Below are 15,550 nucleotides of genomic sequence, written 5' to 3' on the forward strand. Positions count from 1 at the left end.
GGTGGGTCGTGTAGGATTCGAACCTACGACCAATTGGTTAAAAGCCAACTGCTCTACCAACTGAGCTAACGACCCGCAACGCGCCCTCGCAAGAGCAACGTTCGGCGGAGTGGTGGGTCGTGTAGGATTCGAACCTACGACCAATTGGTTAAAAGCCAACTGCTCTACCAACTGAGCTAACGACCCGCCGCCGGGTCCGTCGAGAATGGTGGGTCGTGTAGGATTCGAACCTACGACCAATTGGTTAAAAGCCAACTGCTCTACCAACTGAGCTAACGACCCTCCCGACAGGGCGCACATATTACCGGCGGCGCCCTTTTCTGGCAATACCTTTTTGTCGACGAATCAGCGCTTAACGCGAGCGCGGCGAGTCCTTGGGCTTGCGCATCGCACGTACCGGGCGGCGCTTGTTCTTGTCGCGGCTCCAGCGGTTCTGCTCGTCCGGAGTCAGGCTCGGCACCTTGCGCGGCGTGAGGCCGGCGACGCTGGACAGGTCGTCGATCTCGCTCTGGGTCAGCTCGGTCCACTCGCCGGCCTTGGCCCGCTTGTCGAGGAAGATGTTGCCGTAGCGCACGCGCTTGAGCCGGCTCACCGTCAGGCCCTGAGATTCCCACAGCCGGCGCACCTCGCGGTTGCGGCCTTCCATGATCACCACGTGGAACCAGGTGTTGATGCCCTCGCCGCCGAACTCCTGAACGTCGGTAAAGCGCGCCGGACCATCCTCGAGCATCACTCCCTCGACCATCGCCACGACATGCTCGCGCTTGACCTGGCCCATCACCCGCACGGCGTATTCACGTTCGACCTGGGTCGAGGGATGCATCAGCCGGTTGGCCAGTTCGCCGTCGGTGGTGAACAACAGCAAGCCGCTGGTGTTGATGTCGAGCCGGCCGATGGCGATCCAGCGCTCGCCCTTGAGCCGCGGCAGGCGTTCGAAGACGGTGCGCCGGCCCTCGGGGTCCTTGCGCGTACACAGCTCGCCCTCGGGCTTGTTGTACATGATCACTCGACGCGACACCTCGGCATCGTCACGCAGCGTGACCAGCCGGTCATCGAAGGCCACCCGGTCGCGGCTTGCGATACGATCGCCGAGCTTGGCCACCTCGCCATTGACCTTGACCCGGCCGTCGCTGATTGCGGCTTCCATCTCGCGGCGCGAACCCAGCCCGGCGCGGGCGAGGACTTTCTGGAGCTTTTCGGTGTTGCTGTTGTTACTGGAGTTGCTGGAACTGTTCATGAGTCTGAGTGTGTCTCATCGATTGAATGGTCCGCGCCGCCCGGCTCGTCGTCGTTGCCGTTGTCTTCGGCAGTGTCGGCGGTCCGTTGTTGGCGGGCGCGTTCGGCCAAGCGTGCTTCGAGATCGGCGAAGCTCAGTCCCGGCCGGCGTGACGCCTTCCCGGCGTGGGTGTCGTCGGCCATCCCGGCCGTCGTGGTGGATTCGAGGGGCGTAAAGCGCGACATATCGTCCGTCGCGTCGTGCCCTGCCCGGTCGTCCTGTGTCGTCTCTTGCGGCACCGGGGCCGCGGGTGTCTCCGAGGTTGTCGCTATGGGCGCATCGGTCATCTCGGCGTCGTCGCGCGACTCGGACTCATTGTAGCTCGGCTCGCCGAGATCGATGCCCTGCAATTCGTGCATCGGCGGCAGCGCATCGAGCGTCTTGAGGCCGAAATCGTCGAGGAACTGACGGGTGGTGGCGAATACCGACGGCCGCCCCGGCACGTCGCGCTGGCCGACCACGCGGATCCAGCCGCGCTCGCTGAGGGTACGCATGATCGAGCCGCTCACCGCCACGCCGCGCACTTCCTCGATATCGCCACGGGTCACCGGCTGACGGTAGGCGATCAGTGCCAGCGTCTCGAGCAGCGCCCGGGAATAACGCTGTGGGCGCTCGTCCCACAGCCGCGAGACCCACGGCGACAGCCGCTGGCGGATACGGACGTGATAGCCCGAGGCCGACTCGATCAGTTCCAGCGCGGTGCCCTCCAGCCGCGCACCCAGCTCGCCCAATGCATCGCGCAAGTCGCGCCGGACCGGGCGCTCGTGATCGTCGAACAGCCCCTCGATGCGTTCCAGCGACAGCGGTTCGCCGGCCGCCAGCAGCGCCGCCTCGAGGATTTCATCGAGTCGCGTATTGGCCGTCATGCCGCTCGATTCCCGGGTCACGGTGCCTCCTCTTCGAAGGCGCTCTCGCCGCCGTCGTTCGCTACGTCGTCGTCCACCACAGCGTGCTCGTCGGTGTCGACGGGCTGGCGGGCGCGCACGTGGATCGGCGACAGCGGTGCATTCTGGACGATCTCGATCATCGCCTCCTTGGCCAACTCGAGAATCGCCATGAACGTCACGACGACCCCCGCCCGGCCCTCTTCGAGGCTGAACAGCGACTCGAAGGAGGTGAAGCCCTCGTGGTTGAGGCGCTCCATGATGATCAGCATGCGCTCGCGGGTGGAGAGCACCTCGCGGCTGATGGTGTGCGCCTGGTTGAGCTCGGCGCGCTTGAGAATCCCCGACAGCGCATGCAGCAGCTCGTCGAGCCCTACCTCGGGGTGGACGACGCGGGTCTCGAGCGGCGGCAATCCGGCACGAGCGCCGAACCAGTCGCGGCCAAGGCGCGGCAGCTCGTCGAGGCCTTCGGCCGCGAGCTTCAAGCGTTCGTACTCCTGCAGCCGACGGATCAGCTCGGCGCGCGGGTCCTCCTCGTCGTCCTCGACATCGCCCTTGGGCGGGCGTGGCAGCAGGGTTCGCGACTTGATCTCGGCGAGCATCGCCGCCATCAGCAGATACTCGCCGGCCAGGTCGATCTCCAGCGCCTTCATCAGCTCGACGTACTCGATGTATTGGCGGGTGATCGCCGCTACGTCGATGGCCAGGATATCCAGGTTCTGGCGCCGGATAAGGTAAAGCAGCAGGTCGAGCGGCCCCTCGAAGGTCTCGAGGAACACTCGCAGCGCCTCGGGAGGAATGTACAGATCCTCGGGCAACTCACGCAACGGCTCGCCGGCGACCAGCGCCATCACCGCGCCCAGGCTGTCGACCCTGGAGTCATCCTGCTGAGAGATCGTCGCCACCCTTGTGTTCACCTGCAATAACGTTGACGCGGCAGTTTACCAATGACCACCGGCTTGAACACTGTCGGCGTGTCGGTCGAGTGTCTGGATCGCGCTGCGCCTCGCTTGAAAGACAAGCTAGCCGCTCACTACCTTTGAAAAGGCAGGGCCGAACCATCGGCCCTTCTGCAGCCAATCGGAAAAAGGAGTTTTCCATGCAAACGCACACTTTTCGCAACCTTAGCCTGACCCTCGCCATTGCCGGCGCACTCGGTACCGCCCCCGCTTGGGCCGGGTCTACCGACCAGAATGCCCAAGACTCGCAACAGAGCGATGCCCAGCAGAGCGTCAGCGAAACCAACAATGCCACGGCGAGCGCCAGCGGCATCGAGGCGGAAAGCACCAAGACCGCCTATTATGCAGCGGGCATTCTCCAGGGCCAGATGCAGCAAACCGAAAGCCAGCAGATTCCCCAGCAGCTACTCAGTAATGTCCAGTGCGTCGGCGTGTTCCCGGCCGTGCTGAAAGTCGGCCTGGTGTTCGCCGGCGCCCATGGCGACGGTATCATCAGCTGCCGTGACGATTCGGGTAGCTGGGATGGCTCGGCGCCGGTGTTCTTCGGTCTCAGCTCCGGCAGCGTAGGCGCCCAGGCCGGTGCCAAGACGACGGAACTGATCGTACTGTTCAACGACAAGTCCGCCGTCAAGCAATTGAGCGACGGTAGCTTCAAGTTCGGCGCCAACGTAGACGTCACGGCGGGTGAACTCGGCGCGCATGCCAAAGTCTCGACCCAGCCGGCGCCGATCGTCGCCTACCGCATGGACCAGACCGGCGCTTTTGCCGGCGCCGACATCGAAGGCACCGTCATCCAGGCCAACGACGAGGCCAACCACAACATCTACGGTCAGAATGTGACCACTCAGCAGCTGCTCAGCGAAAGCACGCAGATTCCCGAGAACGTCCAGGTCTTCAACCGGGCGCTGGCCGAGTTTACATCCAACCAAAGCAGCCAGCCGCAGGGCAGCCAGAGCAACAACGGCTAACGTCGTTCCGCTCGACATCTACCGACATTGCCACTCCAGCGACGGGCCGCCTTGAGCGGCCCGTTTTACGTCAGATCTCTTCGGCGCTGTCCGCCTTGCGGTAGCGCCCGACATAGTCGAACAGCTTCTCGCGGACCTGCCAATGGCGCCCCACGCGCCGGCCGATGACGAAGTCCGGAGCCTTGAGGCGCGCCCGCTCGGCGATCACCGCCTCGGGCGAGGCCGGCCACCAGGGCGTGCCCGGCGCGCGCAGATGACGGCGCAGGAACGCAGCGGCGAAGGCCCCGCGCTGGGCCGGGGTCTCCAGCGCGAACCATTCGTCCAGCGTCGCACCGTCCTCGTCGTGGTAGGTCACCTTGAGCCGCGGCAGCCCGCGGCCGTTGGCGGTGGCGGCTAGCTGCATGCCGCTGACCCGCAATACCCGCGCATCCTTCAGGCACAGCGCATCCTTGAGCTTGTCGTCGGGGTCGACCAGCCGCTCGCCGCAACCATGGCAGCTGCGCGCGGCGATGTCGTTCTCGGCGCCACACTGCTCGCAGGTCTTGAAGCGAAAGCGAAAGTCACACTGCTTCATCGCTGCTGGTTTTGACGTTGTGCCTTGCGCACGGCTCGGGGCACGATAGTCGGAGTCTGAATTTACGTTTTTCGCGCGGCATTGGGCGCGATGAACAGCCGCGCGGGGTCGGGCGCGATGAGAAGGAACAAGCCCCTGGCAGCGCCGGCCGAAATGTTCAATGACGATCTCGCCGTCGCGCTTGCCCCAGAACAGGTTGGCGTGGCCGCACTGCGGACACTCGACCTGCACCGGCTCGCTGTCCGAGGCCGGCTTGGGCGTGCCCACCTCCGGGGCATACAGGTCCCAGGGATTGCCGGCGTAATCGAGAATCAGGCAATCCTGCTTGCCGGGCGCCAGGCGCAGCCCGCGGCCGACGATCTGCTGGTACAGCCCCACCGACTCGGTGGGCCGCAGGATCGCGATCAGGTCGACGTGCGGCGCGTCGAAGCCGGTGGTGAGCACCGCAACGTTGACCAGGTACTTGAGTCGCTGCGCCTTGAAGTCGTCGATCAACCGTTGGCGCTCGCGCGAGCCGGTCGCGCCGGTGATCAACGCCGCCTGATCGGCGGGCAAGTAACCCAGGATCTCCTCGGCATGCGCCACGGTGGCGGCGAAGATCATCACCCCGCGCCGCTCGACGGCACGCTCGATGATCTCGCCGACGATCACCGGCGTGGCGCGATGACCGCGTACCACCCGGTTAAGATCGTCTTCGGCGTACACCCCGCGGCTGCTCGGCATCAGCCGCGAGAAGTCATAACGCTCGACGCTGGCATCGACCCGCGTAGGCGGCGCCAGATAGCCCTGCTTGACCATCAGCCGCAGCGGCTGCTCGAACACGCAATCCTGGAAGAAGCAGTCGGCCTCGCCGCGCACCATGCCGTGATGGTGGCGATGGTAGATGAAGCCCTGGCCCAGCCGGTACGGGGTGGCGGTCAGCCCCAGCACCTTGAGTCGCGGGTTGGCGCGGCGCAGGCGATCGATGACCTTGCGATAGCTGGCATCGTCGGCGGGCGAGACACGGTGGCACTCGTCGATCACCAGCAACGTGAAGCCCGTGTCGGCGGTCTCATCCGCGCCGGCGAAGGCATCGAGGTTGCGCACCACCGATTGCACCGAGCCGAACACCACCTGGCGTGTGGCCTGCTTGCGCCCCAGCCCGGCGCTGAAGATGTCCGCCTCGAGACCGTAGGCCTGGTACTTGGCGTGGTTCTGCTCGACCAGTTCGCGGACGTGCGCCAGCACCAGCACCCGGCCACGGGCCAGTCGCGCCAGCTCGGCGATCACCAGCGACTTGCCGCTGCCGGTGGGCAGCACCACCACGGCGGGCTCATCGCTGGCGCGAAAGTGCTCGACCACCCGCGCCACCGCTTGCCCCTGGTAGGGGCGCAGCGTCGGCGGCGCGGCCGGGGCCGGATCGTGAAGCTCGAGGGCGGCGCGGCTAGTCATGGCATCCTGCGATTGGGGCGACGCGCCATTCTAGGCGCGCCGCGGGACTAACCCAACCCGGCCGCTTATTGCGGATAGGGCATCCAGCCATCGCCCTTGAGGCGGACATACGGCACCCCCTGATAGGGCATCACCACCACCGCCTCGTTCTCCGAGACCGGCGCGGTGCTCGGCAGGCCGCTCAGCAGACCGGGCCAGTCGACCCGTTCGGCACCGAACATATCGCTCGCCACCAGCCGCGAGACCAGCTCGGAAACCGCCAGATAGCTGGTCGGCTCGCTGACCCGCAGCGGCTCGCCCTGGCGCGGCTGGGCCATGCCGGTGAGTTTGAGCCCCACCGGCACATGGGTCATGGTCGGATTGGGGATCTCGCGCATGCCGGGAAACTGCATCTTGTCGCCGCGCCGCGCCGCGCCGTGTTCGGGAACGATCAGCACCGCGACCCGGCGCCCTTCTTGGTCGAGCCGCTGCAAAAAGGTCAGCAGGTCGTCGAATAGCGTCACCAGGCGCTGCCGATAATCGGCGAAGCCACGCTGACCGACGTAGCGGTTGCCGTCGTGCAGCGAGACCGTATTGTAGAAGGTTGCGCTCGGCGCCCCGGCCGTATCCTGCGCCGCCCAGCGTTCCAGCGTAGCGCCATCGGCATATACCGGCGAATCGTCGAAGGCGGTCATCACCGGCGCCAGACCGTTCATCGGCAGCTTGGGAACGTCGAGCCCGCCCTCCTGCTGCAGTTCCTTGAGGTAACCGTCGAACTGCCCGTCGTGGTTGAGTACCAGATTCTGTGCAAAGCCCAGCTCGGCGAGATTCTCGAACAGATGGCATTCGCGCGGCACGTCGCCATATAGCGCCCCGTGAGGACGCTGTCCGCAGCTCGCCTGCAGCAGGCGGATGCCCGCCGGCCCGCTGTAGGAGGTCGCCGAATTGAAGTTGTCGAACACCGCGTCCAGGTAATCGAACAACGGATGATCGGTAAGCCCGGCCACCGCCATGTCGTCCCAGGACAGCGAACAGATGTTGATCACCAACAGATCGAAGGGCGCCGCCCCGGCCGGCCTCGCGGCGAATTGAGTGCGTCGCTGACGCTCGGCGGCGTAGAACGCCTCGAGCCGGCGGTCGAGCACCGCATCGCTGGCCTCCTCGGTCGGCGCCGGGGCCGGCTCGTCGGCCTGCACCACATCGGCCAGCCCACGACTCGGCGCGCTCGGCAAGGCCGCCAGCGCCGACTCCTGAGGCACGGGCCCGGCCACCGGCAGCAGCGGCGCCACAGCCAGCCAGACCAGCCCCAACACCACCGGCACGCTGACACGAATCCACGGCGCGATGAAGCCATAGCCCACCGCCAGCACGAACAATACGCCCAGCCATTCCCAATTGACGATGCGACCGGCGAGATCGAGCAGGTAAACCGGACTCATGGCACCGACCTGCGACGATTGCGCCAGCAGCCGCTCGAAGGGCGGCAACCAGGCGTCGTGATAGAACAGCACCACGCCGACGGGAATGGCAGCGACATGACGCAGCCGATGCAACCAGAGCGGCGGCAGCGGCACCAGCAGAAACGCCGCGAACACCAGGTTGGCCAGGGCATCGAAGTCGATCGCCCCACGCCAGTACAGCGCCAGCTTGACGATGAAGTACAGGTTCCACAGTCCCAACCCACGCCATGTGCCAACGCGCCCCGGCGACTCGAGCCGCGAGGTTTCGATGCGATTCATTGGTCAGATATGCCCTTGCTCACCGCCCGACGTCGACGCACGCCGAGACGAACCAGATAACGCGGCCGCCGATCGAGGATGCGCCGCCCCCAATGCCATACCGATCGCCCCCCCAGCCCCGCAAGCAGGCCCACCAACAGCCCAAGCAGTGCTGCCAAGTCCTGATTCATGGCGCTTCCTCCGCATGCGTCGTCAGCGCCAGAGACACCGGACGCGGTGCTATCGGAGCCGCCCCCGGCGGCACTGCATAGGCTGCCGCGTGAATGTCGTCGGCGCCTGCCACTGGTGCCTGGCTCTGCGAATCCCAGCCATAAACGACCAACTGATGCCGCTCCAAGGCGATGGTTTCACGTCGATCGAAGACCTGCCGGCTCGAAAACAGCGCGCTGTCGGCAACCCCGAAGAGTCGCGTCAGGGCGATGTCGAGATCGGTCAGACGGCAGCCGAACAGAAACAGATAAAGGCGCGACTCGATGAGGGTGGCCATGTCGCCTTGCCGCGTGAGCCGGCACTGAGCCAGCGCCTGGGACGCCGACAAGCCACCGGCCGGTCGCAGCACGACCAGTAGGCTCGACACCGCCTCGGCCGAATCGCCCGCCAACCAATCCGCGATCTGCTCGATGAACGCCGCCGGCGACACCACACCGCTGGATGGCAGTGGGCGCAGCGACGCGGTCACCGCAGCGAAGTCGGGATCGATGCCACGCATGAATCGCTGCCCCTGAATGCCCTCGACACGGCTAAGGAAACGGGCGAACGACACACTGTTTCCCACCACCAGATTGACGCCGCTCAGGGCCATCAGACGCTCGTCGCGATAGCGCAAGCAAGGCATCATCTCTCGTACCACCAGCTTGATGGCATCGCCGCACTGCAGGCGCAACCCATGCATCATGCCTGCCACCGCCTCAATCCGATCGGCGTGCTCCAGCGCCAGGATGATCGTTGCCGCCTGAGCGTCGGCCGCCTGGACGACCACCTCGTTGGGATCGTCGAAGACCCGCCAGTGCTCGCCGGGCAGCGTGGCCTCTTCGAGTGCTGCACGTTGCACGTAATAGCGATGTTCATCGCCACCGCCAGCGGCCTCCTGTTCGACCGCGTGCAACAACTGCCAGCCGTCGCCCAGCTTCGAAAGACTCATGTCGTGACTGCCACAGGCACGCAAGTCACTGCGCCAGTGCATTACCAGATAGCGTCCCGTCTCGCCCACCGGCTGTAGATGCGCCAGACCGTCGAGCACATCATTGTGCGGCTGCAGACGACCGCGCAACGACAAGCTTCGCGACCCGTGCACGAGCAGCACCAAGCAGGCCTCGCGTTTTCGACACCAGTGCTGCCAACGCCGCAGCCATGCTGCCAGGGCCGTTTCCGGTAGCGTCTCGAGCGCCGTTGCAGGTAGCTTGATCAGGACCAGCCGCGGGTCTTGCCGCCGGCGCCATCGACGTGCGCGATCGAGCTCATCGGGCAGGGCCTCGAGCGCAGCTCTTGGCGCCTTGTCACCTAGCGACCATAGCGTCATACGGCCCGGACCACGCTGGGGATCCTCCAGTCCTGGAGGCTGTCGTTCGTCTTCGCCGCCCATGACGATCCAGTCGGCGAGGGCGTCAGCCTCGAGGCCGACCAACAGACCTGCAGCAAGACGCCGCAGATGGGGTTCGCGGTCGGCGAGCACAATGTACTGCCCGGGACACCGTAGTGCCGAAAGCTCCGCCCAAAGACCCTCGACGGCTAGCGAGAAATGCTGCCGTTGTGCCGTCGTTGGCTCGATCATTGCGTCCGCCTGGATTTTATTGAGATAACATTTCGTGACCGAATAGTGACAAATAAGTATTTTTATGCAAGAAAAACTAGTATTTTCTACTCATTATACAATCGGAAGTACATCCACAATAAGGAAGTTAGTCCAAGAGAAGTCCCAAAGGCAGCCCCCAAAACAGGCTCGCCTTCGACTGAAAGCCCTCAGCAATAGCGGACAAGGTATACTCATCATGTCGCTTCAGGATCTCATCGCCCCGCGCCTGCCCCCAGCACAGTCCAAGCCAGACGATGATATTCGCGCCCTGGTAGACAACGCCGGGCTCGGCGATTTCCCTTACCGCAATATCCATCAGCAGGAACGCCTTGCCGCCGACCTCGAGCGCTGGCCGTTGTTGCGAGAACTCGCCGGTTCACCGGCGGAGACCACCGCTTGAGGGTAATGGCGCTGCAGGGGCTGCGCGGTGGCACGGGCACGACGTCACTACTCGCCGCCCTGGCCGAGTCGCTCACCCGGGCGGGGCACAATGTGCTGTGTATCGACCTCGATCCACGCAATCAGTTACGCCTGCATTTCAACCATCCCTGGCAGGACGATAGCGGTTGGGCAGTCGCCGAGAGAGCGGATGCAGCGTGGCATGAAATGGCCTTCAGTCTCGGCGATCGGCTGACATTTCTGCCCTACGGATGTGAGGAGGGTATCGCCGAACCCCTCGAGCCTGATTGGCGAGAGGTAGCTCATGTCTGGTCTCAACGCCTGGCCCAGTTGGACCCGCAACGCTATGACTGGATCCTGATCGACATTCCAAACCATTCGGCACTTCCTCGCCAGATGCGCAACCTGGCGTCACTCTGGCTGACGGTGGTCAATGCCGATGCTGCCTGCCATGCCCTGCTAGCGAAGCACCCGATCGGTGTCGACGAGTATCTGCTCATCAACCGATTCTCACCGCGCAGCCTGTTGCAGAACGATCTACTGGCCGTCTGGCAGCGCCGGCACGCCGACTGGCTAGTGCCCTGTTCGATCCACCAGGACGAGGCGATGTTCGAGGCGCTGGCCCACAAGCGCAGCGTGCTCGGTCATCGCAGCGACAGCCTGGCATCGCGCGATGTCCAGCGCCTGGCCGCCTGGCTGCAGACACGTGGAACGGCATCATGACTTCGCTGCTTTTCAAGCCACACCTTTTGCAAGGCATGCGACGCCATTACCGCGACCTGCGCCACCGGCGGCGTGCCGGCCCCATCACCGCCCTCGTCTACTGTACGGTTTGGCTGCTGGGCTGGACGCTGCTGCGCCTCGAGAGACCGGCCTGGCAACGACTCTCACGGCGCCTTGCGCCAGTCTTTCACCGTCTTCGGAACCGCCGGCCAGGAATCGCCGATCCGTTGCGCTACCTGATCCAGGCGCTGTGGCTGATACTGTGGAAACCCCGGAGGCCGGGGCCGAGCGTCGGCGACCGGGACTCCGCGCCGCGCTGCGACAGGACATCCTCTCGATCCTCGTCGCCGCACCTGCCTGAATGGCGGCGACGCATCGCCGATCTGGCAAGCCGGCTGGACGCTTCCTCAGGGACTGAACAAGTCGCCACCCGCACCACCTGGCCGCTATGGGCCATGGGCATGCTGGCCGGCCTGATGATGACGCTGGTAATCACCCAGCCTTTCTCGCTGGGCGCTCAGGCGATCTTCGTGATGCTCCTGGCGGCTGTCGCCTTGTTGGTGCAGCGCTTGCCCGGACGCTTGGCGACACTGACCCTGATCGTGCTGTCGGTAACAGTGTCGTGCCGTTACCTGTGGTGGCGCTACACCTCGACACTCAACTGGAACGACCCGCTCGACGTCACCTGCGGCCTGCTGTTGCTCGGCGCGGAAACCTACACTTGGCTGGTCTTGTTGCTCGGCTATCTCCAGACTCTCTGGCCGCTTAATCGGCCGCCGGTCGCCCTGCCCGACGATACTACCCGATGGCCGCTCGTCGATCTGATGATCCCCACCTACGATGAGTCTCTGGATGTGGTCCGACCCACCGTGCTCGCCGCGCTGGGCATCGACTGGCCCCACGATAGACTGCGCATCCATCTACTCGACGATGGGCGCCGCCCAGCATTCCGAGAATTTGCCGATTCGGTGGGTATCGGCTATATCACCCGCGACGAAAATCGTCACGCCAAGGCTGGTAACCTCAACCATGCCCTGACCGTTACCGACGCCGAGTTCGTGGCAATCTTCGATTGCGACCACGTCCCTCAGCGCTCGTTTCTACAGATGACGCTGGGCTGGTTTCTCAAGGACTCTCGACTGGGCCTGATCCAGACGCCGCACCACTTCTTCTCGCCCGATCCTTTCGAGCGCAACCTGGGCCGCTTTCGACGCATGCCCAACGAGAACACGCTGTTCTATGGTCTGGTACAGGACGGCAACGATCTATGGAATGCCAGCTTCTTCTGCGGATCGTGCGCCGTGCTGCGCCGCTCTGCGCTCGAAGCGATCGGCGGCTTCGCCGTGGATACCGTCACCGAGGACGCTCATACGTCGCTGCGTCTGCATCGTCATGGCTTCACTTCGGCCTACCTGCGCCTGCCCCAGGCAGCGGGCCTGGCCACCGAGAGCCTGTCGGCGCACATCGGCCAGCGTATCCGCTGGGCGCGCGGCATGGCCCAGATCTTCCGCCTGGACAATCCACTCACAGGCCCCGGCCTGAATCTGGCCCAGCGGCTTTGCTACCTCAATGCCATGCTGCATTTCCTGGCCGGCGTGCCTCGACTGATCTTCCTCACGGCACCACTGGCCTTTCTGCTGCTGCACGCCTACATCATTTATGCACCGGCGGTAGCCATCCTGCTTTACGTGATCCCGCACATGCTGCACTCCGGCATTACCAACTCGCGCATCCAGGGCCGCTACCGACACAGTTTCTGGAGCGAGGTCTATGAGGCGGTACTCGCCTGGTACATCGCCCGTCCGACGACAGCGGCATTGCTCAATCCGCGCAAGGGCACGTTCAACGTCACCGCCAAGGGCGGCCTGATCGGCAAGAATTACTTCGATTGGACCATATCGCGTCCCTATCTGCTGCTTATCGCCCTAAACCTGGCCGGGGTTGTCGCAGCCGCCTGGCGTCTCTACGCGGGACCCTTCGACGAGGTGCCCACCGTGCTCGTCAGCCTGGCCTGGACGCTCTACAACCTGATCATCCTCGGCGGCGCCGTTGCCGTCGCCGCCGAGGCGCGTCAGGTACGTCGCCGCCATCGCGTCGAGGTGGCCCTGCCCGCAGCCATCGAACTCACCGACGGCCATGCCTACCCCTGCACCTTGCATGATTATGCCGAGGGGGGAGTCGGCCTGAGCATGCCCCGCGCCGGGCTGCTGGCCATCGACCAGAAGGTGTCGCTGCTGTTGCATCTCGGGACTCGCGAACAAGCCTTCGAGGCCCGCGTGACCAACGTCAACGGTGCTCGCGCCGGCCTCGAGCTGGCGGCTATGACGCTCCCTGAGCACATCGACTACATACAGGCCACCTTCGCCCGGGCCGACACCTGGACGTTGTGGCGAGACAATTTTCCCGAAGACCGCCCCATGCAGAGTTTCGCCGACATCCTGGCTCTCGGGATGGAAGGCTACAGGCGCCTGTTGCTGCATGCCCCGAGGCGGCTGTACGCACCATTGGCCTGGTTGGGCTCTTTCGCTCCGCGCCGCGAAGCGCAGCGGGTCTGAGACTTCATCGACTTACAAGGGATCATGCCTAGATGAGCATACGCTGGCTCGTGCCGTTATCGCTGTTGATCATGCTGTTCGGCGGCGTCGCAGATAGTCTCGCGGCCACCGCCGAGACGACACCCGGCGACGCACCTCCGGTCGAACACCGTACCCTGCCGTTGACCCGGCTGGCCCAGGCGCCCATAGAACTGACCGGCCTGGTACCCTCGCAGCGCATCGACTTCGGGGTTCGCGACGACCGTCTGGTCACCCGCGCCTTGCTCGATCTGCATTACACGCCATCGCCGGCCCTGCTCGACGATGTCTCTCAGCTCAAGGTCTATCTCAACGACGAAGTGGTCGGTGTGGTCAGCCTCGAGCCGGATCGCGGCAAGCCACAGCATGCCGAAGTTTCGCTCGACCCGCGCCTGATTCGCGACTACAACCGGCTCGAGCTGTCACTGATCGGCCATTACAAGGACATCTGCGAGAACCCGGTGCATACCAGCATCTGGCTCGACATCGGCAACGATAGCCACCTCGAACTCACCGAACAGGCTCTGCCTCTGGCCAACTCGCTGGCACGTCTGCCCGGGCCGTTCTTCGACTCCCGCGACGACGATGTCCTCGACCTGCCGATCGTGCTGCCCGAATCGCCCGACCTGGCAATGCAGCGTGCCGGTGGCATCGTCGCCTCGTGGTTCGGCAGCCTCGCCGACTGGCGTGGCCAGCATTTCCCGGTGACCTTCGACCAGCCGCCGCGCCAGCACGCCGTAGTACTGGCCACCAACGAAGCCCGGCCGGCCTTCCTCGCCAACTATCCGCCGGTCGACGGCCCGACAGTCGAGATCATCAGCCACCCCGACACGCCCTACGTCAAGCTGCTGTTGGTCCTTGGCCGCGACAACGAAGACCTGCTCGAGGCGGCCCGCGCCCTGGCGCTGGGTGACGTGCTGCTGCACGGCCAGAGTGCACGTATCGAGGCGATCGATACGCTCGAGCCCCGCCGGCCTTACGATGCCCCGAAATGGGTGCCCACCGACCGCCCGGTGTCCTTCGACGAGCTGGTCGAATATCCCGATCAGTTGCAGATCGAAGGCGGGAAACTGGACACGATCGACGTCAACCTGCGGGTTCCGCCCGACCTGTTCGTCTGGGAGAACGACCTGATCGATCTCGATCTCGGCTATCGCTATACCCCGCCAGCCACCGAAAAGGGCTCGCGACTCGACATCGCCATAAACGGCGAATTCCTGCGTTCCTTCCCGCTCAGCCAGGAAGGCAGCGGTGATCCGAGCGGCCTCGAGGTACCGGTACTCCAGGACTGGCTCGGCGCAGGCGGAAAGATTGCCATCCCGGCGCTGCGGCTGGGCGCTGCCAATCGCTTGAGCTTCGACTTCAATTACGCCAATCGCGTCGGCGGCGCCGAACCCGACAAGTGCATCACCGTCACCCAGGTACCCAACCGCGCCGCCATCGACGAGGCCTCGACCCTCGATTTCTCCGGATACCCTCACTACCTGGCGATGCCGGCATTGCGCACCTTCGCCACCGCGGGCTTCCCGTTCAGCCGTCTCGCCGACCTGTCGCAGACGCTGGTGGTGATGCCGAGCTCACCGTCCGCTGAACAGCTCTCCTCGCTATTCGACACGCTCGGTCGAATCGGGGCCCAGACCGGCTACCCCGGCGTCGCCGTGAGTCTGACCGACGACTGGCAGCAGGTTCGCGAGGTCGATGCCGATATCCTCGCCTTCGGCTCGCTACCCGAATCGCTGAGCGAGCGCCCGCCGGTGATGGCCCTGGGGCCTGATGCACGCAGCCGTCTGCGCCTGGCAAGTCGCGACGCCGAGGTCGCGGCGCGACACGATCCGCTCGATGGCGCCCCGGTACCCGCCGACCGCTCGGTGACGATCAGCGCCCATGGGCCGCTTGCCGCCGTGCTCGAGATGCAGTCGCCGTTCTTCGATCAGCGCAGCGTGGTCGCCCTGCTCACCGCCGGGCCTGCCGATCAGCGCCTGCTCAACCGTACCCTGGCCAAGCCGTCGGCTCTCGACCAGATCAGCGGCTCGGTGGCAGTAATCCGCGACAGTGGCATCACCAGCAACACCGTCGGCGAGCGCTACTACGTGGGCCATCTGCCGTGGATGACCTGGCTGTGGTATCACCTCTCGCGCCACCCCTGGTTGATCGCCGCCATGGCCGGATTCGCGGTCCTGGTCGTCGCCTTCCTGCTGTGGCGCATCCTGCGCCGTCTCGGCGCGAAGCGGCTGAGCGACGACGAGGCGTGAG

The 15,550-nt window shown here is 64.9% G+C and carries 11 protein-coding genes and 3 tRNA genes; 5 read left to right on the forward strand and 9 right to left on the reverse strand.

Annotated elements, in window-relative coordinates; all coding sequences use genetic code 11:
* Nucleotides 1–2: 2 nt before the first annotated feature.
* The 6 genes from R6258_RS09340 to R6258_RS09365 all read right to left on the reverse strand — a co-directional run bounded on the left by R6258_RS09340 (nucleotide 3) and on the right by R6258_RS09365 (nucleotide 3,011).
* Nucleotides 3–75: transfer RNA gene (locus tag R6258_RS09340), tRNA-Lys, on the reverse strand.
* 35 nt (nucleotides 76–110) lie between these two features.
* Nucleotides 111–186, reverse strand: a tRNA-Lys gene (locus R6258_RS09345).
* A gap of 20 nt (nucleotides 187–206) precedes the next feature.
* Nucleotides 207–282: transfer RNA gene (locus R6258_RS09350), tRNA-Lys, on the reverse strand.
* A gap of 70 nt (nucleotides 283–352) precedes the next feature.
* A complete protein-coding gene (rluB, locus tag R6258_RS09355) occupies nucleotides 353–1,237 on the reverse strand; it encodes a 23S rRNA pseudouridine(2605) synthase RluB (protein ID WP_318449474.1) in 885 nt (294 codons plus the stop codon).
* Nucleotides 1,234–2,142 carry an SMC-Scp complex subunit ScpB gene (gene scpB, locus R6258_RS09360; protein WP_318449942.1) on the reverse strand — a complete coding sequence of 303 codons (909 nt, stop codon included), beginning with the start codon at nucleotides 2,140–2,142 and terminating at the stop codon, nucleotides 1,234–1,236. Before scpB ends, rluB begins: the two co-directional genes overlap by 4 nt.
* 17 nt (nucleotides 2,143–2,159) lie before the next feature.
* Complete coding sequence (locus R6258_RS09365; protein WP_318449944.1) at nucleotides 2,160–3,011, reverse strand: ScpA family protein; 852 nt, start codon at nucleotides 3,009–3,011, stop codon at nucleotides 2,160–2,162.
* A gap of 248 nt (nucleotides 3,012–3,259) precedes the next feature.
* Between R6258_RS09365 and R6258_RS09370 the strand changes: the two genes are divergently transcribed.
* The gene (locus tag R6258_RS09370; protein WP_318449476.1) at nucleotides 3,260–4,087 is read left to right on the forward strand and encodes a lipid-binding SYLF domain-containing protein; all 828 of its coding nucleotides are present in this window, start codon (nucleotides 3,260–3,262) and stop codon (nucleotides 4,085–4,087) included.
* A gap of 70 nt (nucleotides 4,088–4,157) precedes the next feature.
* On the opposite strand, the gene R6258_RS09375 is transcribed toward R6258_RS09370, so the two are convergent.
* From R6258_RS09375 to bcsE, 3 genes are all read right to left on the reverse strand, one after another.
* Complete coding sequence (locus R6258_RS09375; protein ID WP_318449478.1) at nucleotides 4,158–6,092, reverse strand: DEAD/DEAH box helicase; 1,935 nt, start codon at nucleotides 6,090–6,092, stop codon at nucleotides 4,158–4,160.
* 65 nt (nucleotides 6,093–6,157) lie between these two features.
* A complete protein-coding gene (bcsG, locus tag R6258_RS09380; RefSeq protein WP_318449480.1) occupies nucleotides 6,158–7,810 on the reverse strand; it encodes a cellulose biosynthesis protein BcsG in 1,653 nt (550 codons plus the stop codon).
* A gap of 166 nt (nucleotides 7,811–7,976) precedes the next feature.
* Nucleotides 7,977–9,581, reverse strand: coding sequence for a cellulose biosynthesis protein BcsE (bcsE, locus tag R6258_RS09385; RefSeq protein ID WP_318449482.1), 1,605 nt, complete (start codon nucleotides 9,579–9,581; stop codon nucleotides 7,977–7,979).
* 217 nt (nucleotides 9,582–9,798) lie between these two features.
* Between bcsE and bcsR the strand changes: the two genes are divergently transcribed.
* From bcsR to bcsB, 4 genes are read left to right on the forward strand one after another with little or no spacing between them, the layout of a single operon-like run.
* Entirely contained in the window at nucleotides 9,799–10,002 is a 204-nt protein-coding gene (bcsR, locus tag R6258_RS09390; protein ID WP_318449484.1) for a cellulose biosynthesis protein BcsR, read from the forward strand.
* A gap of 5 nt (nucleotides 10,003–10,007) precedes the next feature.
* Nucleotides 10,008–10,724, forward strand: a complete 717-nt coding sequence (bcsQ, locus tag R6258_RS09395; RefSeq protein ID WP_318449945.1) for a cellulose biosynthesis protein BcsQ — start codon at nucleotides 10,008–10,010, stop codon at nucleotides 10,722–10,724.
* The gene (gene bcsA, locus R6258_RS09400) at nucleotides 10,721–13,279 is read left to right on the forward strand and encodes a UDP-forming cellulose synthase catalytic subunit (RefSeq protein WP_318449486.1); all 2,559 of its coding nucleotides are present in this window, start codon (nucleotides 10,721–10,723) and stop codon (nucleotides 13,277–13,279) included. Before bcsQ ends, bcsA begins: the two co-directional genes overlap by 4 nt.
* A gap of 32 nt (nucleotides 13,280–13,311) precedes the next feature.
* Nucleotides 13,312–15,549, forward strand: a complete 2,238-nt coding sequence (gene bcsB, locus R6258_RS09405) for a cellulose biosynthesis cyclic di-GMP-binding regulatory protein BcsB (RefSeq protein ID WP_318449488.1) — start codon at nucleotides 13,312–13,314, stop codon at nucleotides 15,547–15,549.
* Nucleotide 15,550 lies beyond the last annotated feature (1 nt).

This window comes from Halomonas sp. HP20-15, assembly GCF_033446685.1.
GTDB lineage: Bacteria > Pseudomonadota > Gammaproteobacteria > Pseudomonadales > Halomonadaceae > Modicisalibacter.

Bases quoted from the DNA above. Each gene is read 5' to 3' on its own strand.
- bcsA (WP_318449486.1), top strand. From the start codon at position 10,721: ATGACTTCGCTGCTTTTCAAGCCACACCTTTTGCAAGGCATGCGACGC.
- scpB (WP_318449942.1), bottom strand. From the start codon at position 2,142: ATGACGGCCAATACGCGACTCGATGAAATCCTCGAGGCGGCGCTGCTG.
- bcsB (WP_318449488.1), top strand. From the start codon at position 13,312: ATGAGCATACGCTGGCTCGTGCCGTTATCGCTGTTGATCATGCTGTTC.
- bcsG (WP_318449480.1), bottom strand. From the start codon at position 7,810: ATGAATCGCATCGAAACCTCGCGGCTCGAGTCGCCGGGGCGCGTTGGC.
- R6258_RS09370 (WP_318449476.1), top strand. From the start codon at position 3,260: ATGCAAACGCACACTTTTCGCAACCTTAGCCTGACCCTCGCCATTGCC.
- bcsR (WP_318449484.1), top strand. From the start codon at position 9,799: ATGTCGCTTCAGGATCTCATCGCCCCGCGCCTGCCCCCAGCACAGTCC.
- R6258_RS09375 (WP_318449478.1), bottom strand. From the start codon at position 6,092: ATGACTAGCCGCGCCGCCCTCGAGCTTCACGATCCGGCCCCGGCCGCG.
- bcsQ (WP_318449945.1), top strand. From the start codon at position 10,008: ATGGCGCTGCAGGGGCTGCGCGGTGGCACGGGCACGACGTCACTACTC.
- R6258_RS09365 (WP_318449944.1), bottom strand. From the start codon at position 3,011: ATGGCGCTGGTCGCCGGCGAGCCGTTGCGTGAGTTGCCCGAGGATCTG.
- rluB (WP_318449474.1), bottom strand. From the start codon at position 1,237: ATGAACAGTTCCAGCAACTCCAGTAACAACAGCAACACCGAAAAGCTC.
- bcsE (WP_318449482.1), bottom strand. From the start codon at position 9,581: ATGATCGAGCCAACGACGGCACAACGGCAGCATTTCTCGCTAGCCGTC.